At 69.5% G+C, this 15752-nt stretch carries 16 protein-coding genes; 9 read left to right on the top strand and 7 right to left on the bottom strand.

Annotated features, from left to right (window positions below; genetic code table 11):
- Positions 1-46 precede the first annotated feature (46 nt).
- The 3 genes from OC372_RS16670 to OC372_RS16660 are packed head-to-tail and all read left to right on the top strand — an operon-like array spanning position 47 to position 3011.
- Complete coding sequence (locus OC372_RS16670) at positions 47-1189, top strand: FecCD family ABC transporter permease (protein ID WP_105710816.1); 1143 nt, start codon at positions 47-49, stop codon at positions 1187-1189.
- The gene (locus OC372_RS16665) at positions 1186-1998 is read left to right on the top strand and encodes an ABC transporter ATP-binding protein (protein ID WP_029261415.1); all 813 of its coding nucleotides are present in this window, start codon (positions 1186-1188) and stop codon (positions 1996-1998) included. The genes OC372_RS16670 and OC372_RS16665 overlap by 4 nt, the downstream gene beginning before the upstream one ends.
- Positions 1995-3011 (top strand): ABC transporter substrate-binding protein, encoded by a 1017-nt coding sequence (locus tag OC372_RS16660; protein WP_262002964.1) that lies wholly within the window; start codon positions 1995-1997, stop codon positions 3009-3011. Before OC372_RS16665 ends, OC372_RS16660 begins: the two co-directional genes overlap by 4 nt.
- 170 nt (positions 3012-3181) lie before the next feature.
- Here the strand turns inward: OC372_RS16660 and OC372_RS16655 are convergent, their stop codons facing one another.
- The 7 genes from OC372_RS16655 to OC372_RS16625 form a co-directional block, all read right to left on the bottom strand.
- Positions 3182-5716, bottom strand: a complete 2535-nt coding sequence (locus OC372_RS16655) for a DEAD/DEAH box helicase (protein ID WP_262002961.1) — start codon at positions 5714-5716, stop codon at positions 3182-3184.
- Positions 5717-5758: 42 nt separating this feature from the next.
- Positions 5759-6472 carry a purine-nucleoside phosphorylase gene (gene deoD, locus OC372_RS16650; RefSeq protein WP_262002959.1) on the bottom strand — a complete coding sequence of 238 codons (714 nt, stop codon included), beginning with the start codon at positions 6470-6472 and terminating at the stop codon, positions 5759-5761.
- Positions 6473-6501: 29 nt separating this feature from the next.
- A complete protein-coding gene (locus OC372_RS16645; RefSeq protein ID WP_051662392.1) occupies positions 6502-7038 on the bottom strand; it encodes a roadblock/LC7 domain-containing protein in 537 nt (178 codons plus the stop codon).
- Positions 7035-7685 (bottom strand): GTP-binding protein, encoded by a 651-nt coding sequence (locus OC372_RS16640; protein ID WP_262002955.1) that lies wholly within the window; start codon positions 7683-7685, stop codon positions 7035-7037. The genes OC372_RS16645 and OC372_RS16640 overlap by 4 nt, the downstream gene beginning before the upstream one ends.
- Positions 7682-8053, bottom strand: a complete 372-nt coding sequence (locus OC372_RS16635) for a hypothetical protein (RefSeq protein ID WP_029261430.1) — start codon at positions 8051-8053, stop codon at positions 7682-7684. Before OC372_RS16635 ends, OC372_RS16640 begins: the two co-directional genes overlap by 4 nt.
- Positions 8054-8320: 267 nt before the next feature.
- Positions 8321-8989 (bottom strand): DNA alkylation repair protein, encoded by a 669-nt coding sequence (locus OC372_RS16630; RefSeq protein ID WP_262002951.1) that lies wholly within the window; start codon positions 8987-8989, stop codon positions 8321-8323.
- A 23-nt stretch (positions 8990-9012) separates the two neighbouring features.
- Entirely contained in the window at positions 9013-10050 is a 1038-nt protein-coding gene (locus tag OC372_RS16625; RefSeq protein WP_029261432.1) for an FUSC family protein, read from the bottom strand.
- A 130-nt stretch (positions 10051-10180) separates the two neighbouring features.
- Between OC372_RS16625 and OC372_RS16620 the strand changes: the two genes are divergently transcribed.
- The 6 genes from OC372_RS16620 (at position 10181) to OC372_RS16590 (ending at position 15653) form a co-directional block, all read left to right on the top strand.
- Entirely contained in the window at positions 10181-10636 is a 456-nt protein-coding gene (locus OC372_RS16620; RefSeq protein ID WP_029261433.1) for an SRPBCC family protein, read from the top strand.
- 71 nt (positions 10637-10707) lie between these two features.
- Positions 10708-10872, top strand: a complete 165-nt coding sequence (locus OC372_RS16615) for a hypothetical protein (RefSeq protein ID WP_168380842.1) — start codon at positions 10708-10710, stop codon at positions 10870-10872.
- 79 nt (positions 10873-10951) lie between these two features.
- A complete protein-coding gene (locus tag OC372_RS16610) occupies positions 10952-12013 on the top strand; it encodes a DUF998 domain-containing protein (RefSeq protein WP_262002945.1) in 1062 nt (353 codons plus the stop codon).
- A 126-nt stretch (positions 12014-12139) separates the two neighbouring features.
- Complete coding sequence (locus OC372_RS16605) at positions 12140-12430, top strand: hypothetical protein (protein ID WP_262002942.1); 291 nt, start codon at positions 12140-12142, stop codon at positions 12428-12430.
- Between the two features lie 56 nt (positions 12431-12486).
- Positions 12487-15375, top strand: a complete 2889-nt coding sequence (locus OC372_RS19355) for a helix-turn-helix transcriptional regulator (protein ID WP_315985402.1) — start codon at positions 12487-12489, stop codon at positions 15373-15375.
- 74 nt (positions 15376-15449) lie between these two features.
- Positions 15450-15653, top strand: a complete 204-nt coding sequence (locus tag OC372_RS16590; RefSeq protein ID WP_017831237.1) for a cold-shock protein — start codon at positions 15450-15452, stop codon at positions 15651-15653.
- The last annotated feature ends 99 nt before the right edge of the window (positions 15654-15752 follow it).

The following is a 15752-nucleotide window of genomic DNA, read 5'->3' as shown; positions in this document are numbered from 1 at the left end:
CGACCCTAGATGATAACGATTCTCAATATCTACTAGCATGCTGCTCATGCCTCCTTCGTCCTCCGCCGCGCTCGCCGGCGACCTCGACCGTGCATCACCGCCCGCGCCGGCCGCGCGGAGCAGCCGTCCTTCGCGGCAGTCGTGGTCGACCGTCGCGCCGACGACCCCGGTTCTCGCGCTGATCGCCGCGATCCTTCTCGTGCTCGTCGTCTCCGCCGCGACCGGACCGGTCGCCGTGAGTGTGGACGAGGCGGCGCGCATCGTGATCGGACACCTCGTTCCCGGGATGCCGTGGATGTCGGACGGCAGTCTGTCGACGCTGCAGGACCAGGCGGTGTGGCAGTTCCGCCTGCCCCGTGCCCTCCTCGCCGGGCTCGCCGGTGCCGGACTCGCGCTGGCCGGGGCGATCATGCAGGTCGTCGTCCGCAACCCGCTCGCCGAGCCCTACATCCTCGGTGTCTCCTCGGGGGCGAGCGTCGGTGCCGTGCTCGTCATCGTCTCCGGAGGGGTCGCCCTCGCCGGACTCACGATGAGCGGTGCCGCCTTCCTCGGAGCCGTGGTCGCGTGCGTCCTCGTGGCCCTCCTCGCCCGGCGCCGAGGGGAACTCTCCCCGACCAGGATGATCCTCGCCGGGGTGGCGCTCGGTTCACTCCTGAGCGCGGTGACGAGCTACCTCACCATCACCACCGACGCGCAGAACGTCGTGAGCGTGATGTTCTTCCTGCTCGGAAGCGTGTCGGCGGCGACCATGTCGTCACTGCTGATCCCGGCGATCGCGCTCATCATCGCCGGCCTCGCGGTGTTCGGCCTCGCTCGGCAGATGAACGCGCTCCTCGCCGGCGACGAGTCGGCACTCGCGGTCGGCGTGCGCACGACGCGGCTGCGTGCGCTGCTCCTCGTCATCGCGTCGCTGCTCACCGGGGCGATCGTCGCTGTGAGCGGAGGGATCGGCTTCGTCGGGCTCGTCGTGCCGCACGTCGCTCGGATCCTCGTCGGCTCGGACCACCGTCGGATGCTCCCGATCACCGTTCTCGCGGGGATGCTCTTCCTGATGGTCGCCGACCTGCTGGCGCGCACGGTGGCGGCTCCGTCGGAGATCCCCCTCGGCATCCTGACCGCATTCGTCGGCGCACCGTTCTTCCTGTGGCTGATGCGCCGCGGCGGCGAGAAGGCGGGGATCGACCGATGACCATCGCCTTCCACGGCGTCGACGTCGCGCGCGGGAACCGAACCGTGCTCCACGGGGTCGACCTGACGATCGGCATCGGCAGGATCGTCGGTCTCGTCGGCCCCAACGGCAGCGGCAAGTCGACTCTGCTGCGCACGCTCTTCTCCGGACGACGGCCCCTGCGCGGACACGTCACCGTCGATGGCGCCGACGTGGCGGGGTTCGCTCCGAGGGCGCTGGCCCGGACCGTCTCGGTGATGCTGCAGGACGCGCCGTCCGAGTTCGACCTCACGGTGCGCGAGACCGTGCTCGTCGGCCGCGCCCCGCATCGTCCACCGTTCACGCGTGATTCTCCCGACGACCATCGCATCGTCGATGAGTCCCTCCGTGCGGCGGATGTCGCCGACCTCGGCGACCGGCTGATGCGTCAGCTCTCCGGCGGGCAGCGGCAGCGGGTGATGTTGGCGCGGGCTCTCGCGCAGGACGGCGAGATCCTCATCCTCGACGAGCCGACCAACCACCTCGACATCGCCCACCAGCTCGACCTGATGCGCGTCGTCTCCGGCCTGGGAAAAACGGTGGTCGCCGCGCTGCATGACCTGAACATCGCGGCGTCGTTCTGCGATGACATCGCCGTGCTCGACGAGGGGCGGCTGGTCGCCTTCGGGGCGGCGGACACCGTGCTGACCCCGGAGCTGGTGAGCGACGTGTTCCGCGTGACCGCCCGCGTTGCCCGCGAAGAGGGCACCGGCGCCCGTGCAATGACATTCCACCCCCGAACCCCCTTCGACGGGACCCGCCCGTCGGCATCACCGAGGAGAACCGAATGACATCCCGAAATCGATCCGCCCGCATTCTCGTGACGGCGCTCGGAGGGGCGACCCTCCTCGGCCTGACCGGCTGCGGCACAGGCGTCACCGCGGCCGCGCCCACGCAATTGGCGGATACGGCCGTCACGATCGAGAACTGCGGACGGAGCGTCGTCGTGCCGGAGCCTCCGTCCGCCGTGGTCGGCCTGCACCCGTCGCAGACCGAGTTGCTGCTGCGCCTCGGCCTGGCGGATCGTCTCGTCGGGCAGGCGCAGGCGACCGTGCAGGCCTTGCCGGACGACGTCGCCGCCCTCGCGGAAGGGATCCCGGTGCTCGGCGCCGACACCCCGCCGAACCGCGAGACCCTGCTCGCCGCCGAGCCCGACTTCGTGTACTCGCCGACGACCTACGAGTTCACCGCGGAGCAGGGGTTCGCGAGCCTCGAGCAGCTCGAAGAGGCGGGGGTCGCCGCCTACGTCGCCACCGGCGGCTGCTTCGATCGGCGCATGGAGGGAACCGTCGACGACCTCTTCGGCGACCTCGAGAACCTCGGCGCGATCTTCGGCGTCGAGCAGGAGGCTGCGGCGCTCATCGAGGACGCGGAGGCCGACCTCGCCGAGGTCGATGCGGCTGTCGAGGAGGTCGACGAGCGGCTGCGCGTGGCGCAGGTGTACGTCGACGGCACGACTCTGACCGCGATCGGCGCGGGCATCGAGTACGACATCCTGCGGCGTGCGGGCGCCGAGGCCGTGTTCACCCCGGAGGACCCGGCCTTCGCCGACTTCTTCGCCGCCGAGATCACCCCGGAGGCGCTCGCGGCCGCGGCCCCGGACGCACTCGTCTTCGCCGCGACCGACCCCGCGCACGAGGCCGCCGCGCGCGCGTACCTCACTGCGACGTTCCCGGATATGCCGGCGGTGCAGGAGGAGCGGCTGATCGCCATCTCCACCTCGGACACCTTCCCCGGCACGCTCGGGAACATCTCGGTCGTCCACAGGGTCGCGCAGGCGCTGTACCCCGACGCCTTCGCCTGAGCGCCGTGCCGGGGGCCCGGACCTTGCGCGCGATGCGTGCGGTCCGGGCCATCGTGCGTCGGGGGCTCTTCGCCCTCGGGCGGTGAGCTCCGGATCGGGAGGAGATTCTCGCGCGAAGCATCCGCCCGCACAGGAGGTCTCCGCCCCAGGCGTTCGCGGGCCGCGGAGCGCTACAGCCGGTCGACGCCTGTCACGGTGACGACGGCCTGACCCGCTTCGTCGGATGCGGCGAGGTCGATCGTCGCGGTGATACCCCAGTCGTGGTCGCCGGCGGGGTCGTCGAAGATCTGTCGCGCGGTCCACGAGGTGGTGCTCTCGGTGAGGATCAGCAGCTTCGAGCTGCGTGCGTCTGCGCCGGTGAGGATCTCGTCGTGGTCGTCGTAGTAGCCGTCGAGCGCGTCCGACCAGGCATCGGCGCCGAAGCCGGGATCGAGTTCGGCGAGGGCGGTCACGTCTTCTCGCGCCGCGAGCTGCACGCGGCGGAACAGCTCGTTGCGCACCAGGATGCGGAAGGCGCGGATGTTGCTCGTGAGGCGCTTCGGCGCGGGCGGGACGATCGGCTCGTCGGGGGCGTGCGGATCGAAGCGGCCGTTGTCGACCCCGGCGATCAGCTCCTCCCACTCGTCGAGCAGGCTGGAGTCGACCTGGCGGACGAGCTCGCCGAGCCACTCGATGAGGTCGCGCAGGTCCTCGTCCTTGAGCTCTTCCGGGATGGTCTGGGATGCCGCACGGTAGGCGTCGGAGAGATAGCGCAGGACCACGCCCTCGGAGCGGGCGATCTTGTAGTAGGCGACATATTCCCCGAACGACATGGCCCGCTCGTACATGTCGCGTACGACCGACTTGGGGTGCAGTTCGAAGTCGCGGATCCACGGCTGAGCGGCGCTGAACGTCTCGAACGCGGCCGTCAGCAGCTCGTCGAGCGGCTTCGGATACGTGATCTGCTCGAGCAGCTCCATCCGCTCGTCGTACTCGATGCCCTCCGACTTCATCGCGGCGACCGCCTCACCGCGGGCGAGGAACTCCTGCTGACTGAGCACGGCACGCGGATCGTCGAGCGTGGCCTCGACGATCGAGATCATGTCGAGCGCGTAGGAGCGGGTGCCCGTGCCGGCGGCCGGATCGGGATCGAGCAGCTCGAACGCCGCGAGAGCGAACGGCGACAGCGGCTGGTTGAGCGCGAAGTTCGGCTGCAGGTCGACCGTCAGGCGGATGTCGCCCTCCGGAGTCTTCTCGACGATGCCGGATTCGCGGAGCGTGCGGTAGATGCCGATGGCTCGGAGCGCGAGCTCGCGCTGGCGTTTCCGCGGCTCGTGATTGTCGTATACGAGCGCGCGCATATTCGCGAAGACGTCGCCACCACGGGCGATCACGTTCAGCATCATGGCGCTCGTGATCTGCATGTGCGAGGTCAGGGTCTCCGGCACCGCGTCGATGAGCTTGCGGAACGAGGGTTCGCCCCACGAGACGAAGCCGTCTGGCGCCTTCTTGCGGACGATCTTGCGCTTCTTCTTCGGGTCGTCGCCGGCCTTCTTCACCGCAGCGACGTTCTCGCTCTCGTGCTCGGGCGCCTGGGCCACGACCGTGCCGGCGGTGTCGTATCCCGCTCGTCCCGCACGTCCGGCGATCTGATGGAACTCGCGGGCGTTCAGCTGCCGCATCCGCGTGCCGTCGAACTTGGTGAGCGCAGTGAGCAGCACCGTGCGGATCGGCACGTTGATGCCGACGCCGAGGGTGTCGGTGCCGCAGATCACGCGCAGCAGTCCGCGTTGGGCGAGCTGCTCGACGAGGCGCCGATACTTCGGCAGCATCCCGGCGTGGTGCACGCCGATCCCGGCGCGGAGGAAGCGTGAGAGCGTCTTGCCGAATGCGGTCGTGAAGCGGAACTCGGCGATCAGCGCCGCGATCTCGTCTCGCTGCTCGCGCGTGGCGACCTTCGTGCTCGACAGCGCCTGCGCACGCTCCATCGCCGCCGCCTGCGAGAAGTGCACGACGTAGATCGGCGCCTGCCCGGTGTTCAGCAGGTCGTCGATGGTCTCGTGGATCGGGGTCGTCTCGTAGAAGAAGTGCAGAGGGACGGGACGCTCGACGCCCGTGACCGTCGCCGTCTCGCGACCGGTGCGGCGGGTGAGGTCGGCAGCCAGCTCGGTGACGTCGCCGAGGGTCGCCGACATCAGGATGAACTGCGCCTGGGGCAGCTCGAGCAGCGGAACCTGCCACGCCCACCCGCGGTCGGGGTCGGCGTAGAAGTGGAACTCGTCCATCACGACCTGCCCGACGTCGGCATCCGTGCCCTGGCGCAACGAGAGGTTGGCGAGGATCTCGGCCGTGCAGCAGATGATCGGGGCGTCGGCGTTGACCGAGGAATCACCCGTGACCATGCCGACGTTCTCGGCGCCGAACACATCGACCAGTGCGAAGAACTTCTCGCTCACCAGGGCTTTGATGGGAGCGGTGTAGTAGCTGCGGCGTCCGGCGACGAGGGCGGCGAAGTGCGCGCCGATCGCCACGAGCGACTTGCCGGTGCCCGTGGGCGTCGAGAGGATCAGGTTGTTGCCGGAGACGATCTCGATGACCGCCTCGTCCTGCGCGGGATAGAGGCTGATGCCGGTCGACTCCGCCCACTCGACGAAGGCGAGGTAGACGGCATCCGGATCCGCGGCGTCCGGAACGATGGCGGGATCGAGCCGCGGAGAGGAAGTCATGGTCCCTCGATCATCCCATCCGCGAGGACGGGTCAGACCGGTTCAGACTGCGGTGGCGGCGCGCAGGGCGATGCGGATCATGTCGCCGAAGGTCTGCTCGCGCTCCTGCGCCGTGGTCTCCTCGCCCGTGACGATGTGGTCGCTGACCGTGCAGATGGCGAGTGCGCGCCGACCGTAGTAGGCCGCGAGGGTGTAGAGCCCGGCCGCCTCCATCTCGACGCCCAGGATGCCGTGCTGCACGAACGGCTCCGTGAGCTCGGGGCGGGTGCTGTAGAACTGGTCGCTCGAGAACAGCTGCCCGACGTGCACGGTCGACTCGAGGTCTTCCGCCTCGCTCGCCTCCACGGCCGCGCGCAGGTGCCCGAAGTCCGCGACCGCCGCGTAGTCGAGTCCGTGGAAGCGCACGCGGTTGATGCCGGAATCCGTGGAAGCCCCGTTGGCGATGATGATGTCGCGCACCTTGACGCGCTCGGTCAGCGCCCCGCACGACCCGACCCGCACGATCGTCTGCACGTCGTAGGAGTCGAACAGCTCGTTGGCGTAGATCGCCATCGACGGCTGGCCCATGCCGGAACCCTGCACCGAGATGCGGTGCCCCTCCCACGTGCCGGTGAAGCCCAGCATGCCGCGCGTCTCGGTGTACAGCTCGGCGTTCTCGAGAAACGTCTCGGCGATCCACTTCGCTCGCAGCGGGTCGCCGGGAAACAGGACGATGGGGGCGATCTGGCCGGGCTCAGCGGCGATGTGCGTGCTCATCGCCCCAGCGTAGCCAGCGACCCCATGCCTCAGCCGGGGGTTCCGGCGAGCCCGAGCGCGGTGATCAGCTCGTACGCCGCCGAGCGCGCCTGCACGATCACGGTGCCGACCTGGACTCCGGCCGCCGACACCGACAGGAGCAGCTGGCCGTAGGGCGCCAGGACGAAGCTGAGCAACGAGAGCTGGCTCTGACCGATCGACACCGACACGACGGCCGACAGGCTCGGTTCGGTTCCCCCGGAGATGATCTCGGCTTCGGCCCTGGCGACGCCGAACAGCGAACCGTTGATCGCCGCCAGCCGCTCTCCCGTCTCGTCCCGTGCGCCGACGGAGGCGATGTGCAGGCCGTCGGCGGTCGAGAGGACAGCCGTCGTCAGCTCCGGGAAGCGCTCTTGGAGATGACGCAGTCGGGTGAGAGCGGCCTGGCTCACCACGCTCGACCAGAGCTCCCAGTGCGCCGCGATCTCCGGATGCATGAGCACGGGGTCGCCCCCGTAGGTCGCGTCGTGCCGATGTGCAGCGTCGTGGGAGAGAGGGGGGTGGTCTGTTCGGTTGTGTGTGTTCACGACTCTTCTTCCGGAAGATCAAGGGCCACGCAGGCGACTCGCATCACGCTGTCGCGATCGCGCGCGTCGGCGACATGAACGCGGTTCGGGGGGATGCCGTATCGCGCCAGGACCTCGGTGAGCTCCTGGCGCACCGTGGGCAGCGCCTCTTCCTCACAGTGGCTCACCGCGATGACCATTCGTTGGCCGTCGCCGGCGAACCGCGGAATCCATGTGGCGGCATCGGCGGCGAGGTGTGGCCGGTCGGCACGAAGCCAGAGCAGGATGCGCGTGTCTGCCGTCGAGGATCTGCGGCGGGCGGGAGCGAAGCGGTCTTGCCCGGGAACCCCGATGAGCGTGACGGCGATCTCGGGCGTGGGTTTCCACGCGCCGTAGTCGAGGCCCACCGTGGTGGTGGTCTTCTCGCCGTCGCCGTACTCCGCCGATCCGGCCGAGATGGGAACGTCGGTGTCGACCGGCGGGACGTCACTCAGTGCCCGGACAGCCGTCGTCTTCCCCGCCCCGACCGGCCCGGCGAAGATGAGCCGGTAACGGTTCGGCAGATTCACGTGCCGCCAGCGTGCCCGCCGCATCGGCGTCTCCGCCGACGCGGCACGCACCCACGAGATCTCCTCGAGGCCGTCGCTGCGCGCGGCCTCCCTGGTCAAGCGTTCAGAGCCGCCACATGGCGGTTCACGGCAGAACGGAGAAGGGCGAGGTTCGTCGCCTGGCGGTCGGCGGCGAGATAGATGAACATCTCGGGCGTGATCATCTTGAGCAGGTGGAGCTGCGTGTCGAGCGTGAGCAGCATGTCCTCGAAGGTCGCGTCGAGGCCGAGCGCCTCGATCGTGCGCATCTTGTTCTTGACGATCTCGCTGTTGTAGGCGCTCGCCACGTCGAGGTCGAAGTCCGGTCGGACCGAGCTCGAGGCGAGCGGCATCCCGGACTCCAGATCGACGACGGAGGCGCCGATGAAGCCGTTGATGTCGCGCGCGATGTCGGCGATGAGTGTGTTCAGTTCGTCTTGCGTGGTCATGATGCTCCCCAGGTCGTGTCGCGCGCGGCAGAGACCGCCCCATGCGATCACCCCAGAGCCCCCGCGACTCATAAAGTGTATAACGTTACTTGCTCAAATGCGGAATCGGGGCAAGACACGCCTGCCGGTCACCGAGGCGGATGCCGCGCTCGCCCGTTCCGAAGGAGAACTCACGCAATGAAGGAGCGTATGCCGGATGCTCTCCTTCAGGGCGCGAGATCTCCTTCGCGCCAGGTGGGTGGCAGCGTGCTGCAAACCTGAACGCGCTCAGCCCTCGCGGCGCCGCACGAGCTCGCCGATCCACAGCGGCGCGAACGGCGAGGTGCAGCCGGGAGCGGTGGGGTAGTCCGCGAGGACCTGCAGGCGCTCCCCGATCTCCAGCGCCCTCGCGCGGTACTCCGGGTGGAAGATGCCGATGTTGGCGAGGGTCTCGTTCATCGCCCACTGCAGACGCGACGGCGCATCCTTCATATCCCGCTCGATGAGGTCGAGCAGGTGTGGCAGGTCCAGGCCGTCCGCGTCCTTCATCACGCGCACGGTCGTGAGCGACCAGGCGGCCGCGGCCACCGTGGGGTCGGCGTCGTCGAACCAACGCAGCCGCAGCTCTTCCGCGAGCGGCGTCTTCTTGGCGACGTAGTTCACGAACCAGTCGTTGACCTTCGGCGGGCGGGTCTCGCGCAGCATGGCGTCGAGTTCGTCGGCGCTGAAGTCGCGGGCGCGGCAGATCAGCAGGGCCAGCAGTCGCGCCGGGGTCTCGCCGGTCGCCCAGAGCTCTTCCGCGAGCGGCTGGTCGGTCTTGATCCGCTTCGCGAGCGCGCGCATCCGGCTGAGGTTGATGCCGTGGTCGTCGCCGCGCTTCTCGTTGGCGGCGCGCATCTTCGGATCTTCCAGTGCGGCGAGCTCGCCCAGGGCCTCCGCGACGGTCATGTCGGACATGCCACCAGCGTATGCGGAGTCGGTCAGTCCTCGTCGAGTAGTTCGCCCCGGATCCGGCGGAGGTCTTCCATGAGCGAGCCGATCAGGATCCAGTGCTGCGATGACGGCGGTCGGATCACGAGTGGGGCGGTGAGCGCGGGGATCGCGGACGTCATCGTGTCGGGTTCGGGCGACGCCTCGGCGATCTGCACGGCCAGGCGCACGTCGTGCCCGGCGCGCCGCAGCTGCTCGGCGATCGCGGTGACGGCGGGCTCTTCGCCGATCGTGTCGTCGTAGTGGTCGAAGTATGCACGGGTCATGCCGATCGTCTGTGTCACGATGGGCGACAGACGCTCGAGCAGCTCCCGCATCTCCTTCAGCTCGCTGCGGTGGGTCGAGCGCCGCGGGTTCAGGGTGAGCGACTCCTCGCCCGCGGCGATGGAGGCGTCGGCGGCATCCTTCATCGGACGTAGCAGCCGCACCTCCAGCATCAGCTCCTGGAGCTGTGCGGCCGTCTGCGGCTCCGGCAGCGCGACGGCCAGGCGGTCGAGGCTGGCGGCGAGCTCCCGCCCGAGCAGTCCGACATCGCGCCGAGCGGGGGCGACCAGCACCGGAGGCACGATCAGCGCGTTCACGACGATGCCGATCACCACCCCGATCAAGGTCTCCACGATGCGCGCGAACGCGTACTCCGGGCTCGACGATCCGAGCGCCAGCACGAGCATCGCCGAGATCGCGACCTGGTTGCCGGTGCCGGGGGAGGCCCGGAAGATCCACGCGACCAGCATCGCGACGACGATCGCGAGCAGCACGATCCAGCTCGGCGACCCCAGCAGCAGGCCGAGCGCGACGGCGATCACCACACCGGCGATCACACCGATGCTGCGCTCGAGCGCCTTCGACAGCGACTGGTTCACGCTGGGCTGCACGACCAGGAGCGCGGCGATCGCGGCGAACACCGGCAGCTGCGCGGGGAACACCCATCCGGCGATGAGCCACGCGGCGATCGTCGCCGCGGCCGACTTCACGACCTGCAGCAGCGGGGAGCGCTGGGAGGCGCGGATCGCGGCGGGGATGCGCATGCCCTCAACGGTAGTGCCGTGGTGTCGCGGATGATCGTCGTCCGGCGATGCGGATGTCAACCCCGTCGCCGATCCTCGCCGTTCCGGGCTGAATGGAGGAACACGAACGACGAGAAGTGAGGAGCATCACATGGTGCAGATCATCGAGACCATCGACGTCGACGTCCCCGTACGCACGGCGTACAACCAGTGGACGCAGTTCGAGAGCTTCCCGAAGTTCCTCGACGAGGTCGAGTCGATCACTCAGATCGACGACACGCACACGCATTGGAAGGTGAAGGTCGGCGGCGCGACCCGCGAGTTCGACGCCGAGATCACCGAGCAGCACCCGGATGAGCGCGTCGCGTGGAACAGCACCGGCGGCGAGACCGAGCACGCCGGTGTGGTGACGTTCCACAAGCTCGACGACACGTCGACCCGCGTGACGGTGCAGTTGGACTGGGCGCCGGAGGGGCTGCTCGAGAAGCTCGGCTCCCTCGTCGGCGCCGGCGGTCACGCCGTCAAGAAGGACCTGCAGAACTTCAAGGAGTTCATCGAGGGCCGCGGCGTCGAGACCGGATCCTGGCGCGGCGACGTCGACGCCTGACGCGAATCCGACGCGAGGCCCGGATGCCGTTTCGGCATCCGGGCCTCGCGGCATCGTTGTACGCTCGCGCCATGACGAAGACCACATTCAAGCCGGGGGACGAAGTCATCACCCCGCGTTCACGGGGGAAGGTCATCGACATCTGCGCGACGCCCTCCGGGCAGTTCATCTTCGGCATCGAGGACGAGACCGGAGAGGTCGCCTACTTCACCCCCAAGGCTCTGCAGCACGCCTGACGGACCAGCTCAGGCTTGAGCTGCCGGGCGGAGTGCGCGGGATCTTCCGCGCGTCCGAGGTGCGTGCTTGCATGGGCTCATGGAGCAGGAAGAGAAGCTGCGCGGCGAGACGAGGGCCGTCTGGGCGACCGTGATATGCTTCGTCGTCGGCACCGTCGCCGGCATCCTGCTCCTGCATGGCGATGCGCGCCCGCTCACCGGTCCGGGGTCGTTGGCGGCGCCCGTCGCAACGATCGCCGGGATCGTCGCGGCCGCCGCATTCCTCGTGAGCACGCTGATGCACCGTCGCGCGGAGACCGGGCCGATGCCGCGCTGGCAGGCCGTGGTCTCCGGCCTCTCGACCGTCGCGCTCACCGTGGCCTTCGGCGCAGTCACGCTGATGGGTGTGCTGCTCACGGCCGAGATCCTCGCCGTCGGCCTTCAGGGGCTGCAGCTCGCGGCGGTCGGCGGTGGTCTGCTCGCAGGCGTCGCTTCGGCCGTCGGCGGTCGCTTCGCCTTCGGGGCCGGCATCGGGCTGCGCACCGCCGACCTGTCCGCGCTCCTGTTCGGATTCCTCGTGATCGGTACGCTCTTCGCCATGGTCACCTCCGCCGACCCGCGCTGGTGGGAGGAGAACTTCTCGCAGCTCGGGTCGGGATGGGCGTTCAACGGCACCCTCGTCGTGGCCGGCCTGCTGATCGCGACCGTCGGCTCGTACATCGGCCGCGACCTGCACCGGATGCTCGGCGATTCCGCTCTGCGCCGCATCGCCGTGGTGGTCGCGCTGTGGGCGGCGGCCGGTGTCGCGCTCGCGGCCGTCGGGCTGCTGCCCCTGCATCGGGTGCCCCTTCCGCACGACATCGCCGCCGTCGCGACGCTCGTCCTTTTCCTCGGGTCTGCGGCCGCGACCGTGGCCGCGATCCCGGCTCCTCCCCGCGCGCTGCTGATCACGTCTGTCGGCGTCGGCCTACTCATCGTGGTGGCCGTCGTGCTGTGGGTCCCGTTCGGGCTGTACTCGGCCACTGCGCTCGAAGCCGTCGTCGTCGGGCTCGGACTGCTGTGGATGGCCACGCTCGTGCGGGTGCTGGCGATCCTCGTGCCGTCGCAGTCCCGCCCCTCGGCCCGTCGGTCGCCGCTGCGCGCCGAGTCGCCGCGGGCGTAGGCGTCGCGACCCCTCGCCGGCGGCATCCCTAGACGTCGGCGGCAGAAAGATAGGGAATCCGTCCGATGTCGGCGGGGCACCTCAGAGCGGAGTGTAGGGATACCGCACACCGCCGAGGAGATCCCCATGTTCGAGCACACGTTTTTCACCGAGCAGTACACCGGTTACCAGCAGGAGGAGATGGAACGCGCAGCCGCGCGGCGGCGCATGCTCATCGAGCACGCCGACCAGATCGTGCCCCGTCCCCCGGGAGCGGTGCGCCGGATGCTGACGCGCATCTTCCGTGGATCGACGGCCAGCACTGTGGGTGCACGCGACGCGGGCCGCAGTGCCACGAACGCGCGTCCCGGCGCGGGGCACGCGGCCTCGGAGCGGGCGAGCTCCGGATGCGAGCCGACGGCGGCACCCGCACGGTGAGCATCGTCGTCGCGGAACGCGCCCCCGGTGTCGGTGGAGGGTGGCACGATGAATCCATGCCTTCCTCCGCACCGAGCGCCGCGATGGTCGGTCGTGCGGCCGAGTTCTCCGAGGTGCGCCGCCTTTTCGAGGGCGTGCGCGAGGGCGTGCCGGCGGCCCTGCTCGTCGAGGGCGAGGCGGGGATCGGCAAGTCCCGGCTGCTGCGCGAGTTCGCCATCGAGATCGAGAACACCGCCGACGTCCATGTGGGCTGGTGCCTCGACCTCGGGGCCTCCCGCACGCCCTACGGCCCGCTCACCGGCATCCTCCGCTCGATCGTCACGCGCATGGGCATCGAACGGGTGCGCGAGTCGGTCGGTGTGGGCGTCGAGGCGCTGGGGATGCTGCTGCCCGAGCTCGTCGATGCTCCGACCGATCGCGAGCGCACCAGCCCTGAGCGGCTCCGCGACGCCATCGCCTCCCTCATCGAGGCGGCCGCCGAACAGGCTCCGCAGGTGCTCGTGGTGGAAGACCTGCACTGGGCCGACGAGTCGACGCTCGCCATCCTGTCGTTCCTCCTGCGCGCCCTCGGCCGCGGTCGCATCCTGCTGCTCCTCACCTGCCGGAGCGACGACGTGCGGCGTGGCGACGCCGTGAGCCGCTTCATCGGCGAGGCCACCCGTGCGCGTCTGCTCGAGCGCCTCACGCTCGCCCGGCTCGACGAAGCCGCGGTGCGCGAGCTGGCCGAGCAGATCACCGGTCGCCCGCTGTCCGAAGCCGCCTTCGAGCGCATGCAGGAACGTGCCGAGGGCGTGCCGTTCTTCGTCGAGGAGATCGCGGGATGCGCGAACGGCTCTCTTCCCGATGGCCTCCGCGACCTGCTGCTGGCCCGGTTCGATCGTCTCGGCGACGATGCGCAGCACGTCGTCAAGGTCGCCTCCGGTGCCGAGCGCCCGCTGTCGCATCCGCTGATCACGCGCCTCGCCGATCGCCCCGAGCAGCAGCTCGACGAGGCGATCCGCGAGGCGACGCGCAGCGGCATCCTGGTCGTGGTCGACGACGACTATCGGTTCCGGCACGCCCTCCTTCGTGAAGCAGTGCACGACGATCTGCTCCCCGGTGAGCGCGCCCGGCTGCATCGCGCCTACGCCGAGTCGCTCGAGGCCCAAGGCGCGGGCAGTGACTCGGGGGATGCCGCCGCGCTCGCGTACCACTGGCAGCTCGCGCAAGACGACCGGAAGGCGCTCGTCGCCGCCGCCGATGCGATGCGCCACGCGAAGTCGCAGTACGCGTTCGCGACCGCCGCCCGCTTCGGCGAGCTCATGCTGGAGCTGTGGCCGCTCGTCCCCGATGCCGCCGGGGCCGCGCGGATCGAGCGCCTCGATCTGCTTCTCGTCCTGGGCTCGATCCTCCGCAACGCGGGCGATGGTGAGCGGGCGCTCGCCGTCGCGAACCTCGCTCTCGCCGAGGTCGACCCCGAAACGGTGGATCCGCGTCTGCATGCGCGGCTGCTGCGCAACAAGGCGCTGTACCTGGTCAACCTCGGGCGCCTCGGGGCGATCCCGCTGCTGCAACAGGCCCTGGCCATCGCCGAGGAGCACATCGACGATGAGGCCTTCCGCGCCGAGCTGCTCAACCGTCTCGCCAGCCGCCGCATGATCGCGGGCGACCGTGAAGAGGCGATCCGTCTCGCGGACGAGGCCGAGCGCAGGGCGGCGGGCGCAGGCTCCTCCGATCAGCTGTCCGTCGCCGCGAATGTGCGCGGCGGCTCGCTCGCGCATCTGGGCGAGGTCGAGGCGGGCGTGCGCGAATACGAACGTGCACGGCAGCTCGCGACGGGCTCGGACGCCGAGATGCGCTACCGCGTCAACTACTCCGATCTGCTCACTCTGCTCGGCCGCTACCGCGAGGCCGTCGAGGTCGCCGAGGAGGGGCTGCGCCGGGCGCGCGAACTCCGCGTCGAACGCACATCGGGCTCGATCATGGCGCAGAACATGGTGGTGCCGCTGCTCGAGCTGGGGGAGATCGACCGGGTCGAAGACATGCTGTCGCGCGACTTCGTGCAGGGCACTCTGCGGGTGTTCCGCATGTACATGAGCATGACGCACGTGCGGGTGCTGGCCTGGCGCGGCCGGTCAGCCGAGGCGGCGGAGTTGCTGCAGACGTGGTTGCCCGCGTTCGAGGAGACCGGCATCTCGGAGCGGCAGATCTGGTACGACCGGGTGATGATGACGGTCGCGGTGGCCGAGAGCGCGGGCGACCTCCGCGGTGCTCTCGACACGATCCTCGAGATGCTCCGCGATGATCGGCCGGCCCTGCTGCACCAGCGGCGACTCATGCTGCAGGGCGGGGCGCTCCTCTCCGAGCTGCGGGCAGAGGGGTCCGCGGTCGCCGACGCAGCCGACGCGATTCGCACCGCCTGGCTCGCGCAGCCCGCGCAGCTCCAAGACGACGCCTGGTCGACGATCCTCGTGGCCCTGCTCGACCCGCATCCCGACTCGCTCGATGCGGCGCTGCGGTGTGCCGACGGCGATGACGTTCCGGTCACCTTCCGCGTCGTGATCCGGCTCGAGCAGGCGCGGATGCGGGTGCAGGCGGGCGACCGCGCAGCGGCGTCGACCGTGCTGGCCGAGGCGGCCGAGATCGCCGCGGCCCTGGGGCACGCGCAGCTGCAGGCCGCCGTCGCTCGTTTCGCGACCGATGCGGGGCTCGGGCTCCGCATCGATGCGGAGCCTTCCATCGGCACCGACCCGCTGACCGCGCGGGAGAAGCAGGTGCTCGAGCTCATCGCCGAGGGGCTGAGCAACCGCCAGATCGGTGAGCGACTGTTCATCAGCGTCAAGACCGTGAGCGTCCACGTGTCGGCGGTGCTGCGGAAACTCGGGGTGAGCACACGCACCGAGGCGGCACTTCTGCAGAAGAATCCGTCGAACAGTGCTGTTGGTCAGCCTGCCGTGGTAGCGTGACAATGCGCGCGTCTCGGATGTTCCGATTCGGCGTAGGCCGTGTAAACGGCTAAGTCAACAGAAAGTAGAAACACATGGCCACTGGCACTGTGAAATGGTTCAACGCGGAAAAGGGCTTCGGCTTCATCGCTCCCGATGACGGCTCGGACGACCTTTTCGCCCACTACTCGGCTATCGCCGGCTCCGGTTTCAAGGAGCTCCGCGAGAACCAGAAGGTCGAATTCGACGCTGAGCGTGGCCCCAAGGGCATGCAGGCGGCGAACATCCGCGCTCTCTGAGCGCGCGCTGACTTCCTGAAGCCGGCCGGATCCTCACGGATCCGGCCGGCTTTTTCTGTGCCCGCAACTGCGCGGGGTTCCAGGACTCGAAGTGAGGTC

The sequence above is a fragment of the Microbacterium sp. Mcb102 genome (genome assembly GCF_024519805.1).
GTDB lineage: Bacteria > Actinomycetota > Actinomycetes > Actinomycetales > Microbacteriaceae > Microbacterium.
This window is presented reverse-complemented; position numbering and strand designations above follow the sequence as displayed.

Bases quoted from the DNA above. Each gene is read 5' to 3' on its own strand.
- OC372_RS16670 (WP_105710816.1), top strand. From the start codon at position 47: ATGCCTCCTTCGTCCTCCGCCGCGCTCGCCGGCGACCTCGACCGTGCA.
- OC372_RS16665 (WP_029261415.1), top strand. From the start codon at position 1,186: ATGACCATCGCCTTCCACGGCGTCGACGTCGCGCGCGGGAACCGAACC.
- OC372_RS16660 (WP_262002964.1), top strand. From the start codon at position 1,995: ATGACATCCCGAAATCGATCCGCCCGCATTCTCGTGACGGCGCTCGGA.
- OC372_RS16655 (WP_262002961.1), bottom strand. From the start codon at position 5,716: ATGACTTCCTCTCCGCGGCTCGATCCCGCCATCGTTCCGGACGCCGCG.
- deoD (WP_262002959.1), bottom strand. From the start codon at position 6,472: ATGAGCACGCACATCGCCGCTGAGCCCGGCCAGATCGCCCCCATCGTC.
- OC372_RS16635 (WP_029261430.1), bottom strand. From the start codon at position 8,053: ATGACCACGCAAGACGAACTGAACACACTCATCGCCGACATCGCGCGC.
- OC372_RS16630 (WP_262002951.1), bottom strand. From the start codon at position 8,989: ATGTCCGACATGACCGTCGCGGAGGCCCTGGGCGAGCTCGCCGCACTG.
- OC372_RS16625 (WP_029261432.1), bottom strand. From the start codon at position 10,050: ATGCGCATCCCCGCCGCGATCCGCGCCTCCCAGCGCTCCCCGCTGCTG.
- OC372_RS16620 (WP_029261433.1), top strand. From the start codon at position 10,181: ATGGTGCAGATCATCGAGACCATCGACGTCGACGTCCCCGTACGCACG.
- OC372_RS16615 (WP_168380842.1), top strand. From the start codon at position 10,708: ATGACGAAGACCACATTCAAGCCGGGGGACGAAGTCATCACCCCGCGT.
- OC372_RS16610 (WP_262002945.1), top strand. From the start codon at position 10,952: ATGGAGCAGGAAGAGAAGCTGCGCGGCGAGACGAGGGCCGTCTGGGCG.
- OC372_RS16605 (WP_262002942.1), top strand. From the start codon at position 12,140: ATGTTCGAGCACACGTTTTTCACCGAGCAGTACACCGGTTACCAGCAG.
- OC372_RS19355 (WP_315985402.1), top strand. From the start codon at position 12,487: ATGCCTTCCTCCGCACCGAGCGCCGCGATGGTCGGTCGTGCGGCCGAG.
- OC372_RS16590 (WP_017831237.1), top strand. From the start codon at position 15,450: ATGGCCACTGGCACTGTGAAATGGTTCAACGCGGAAAAGGGCTTCGGC.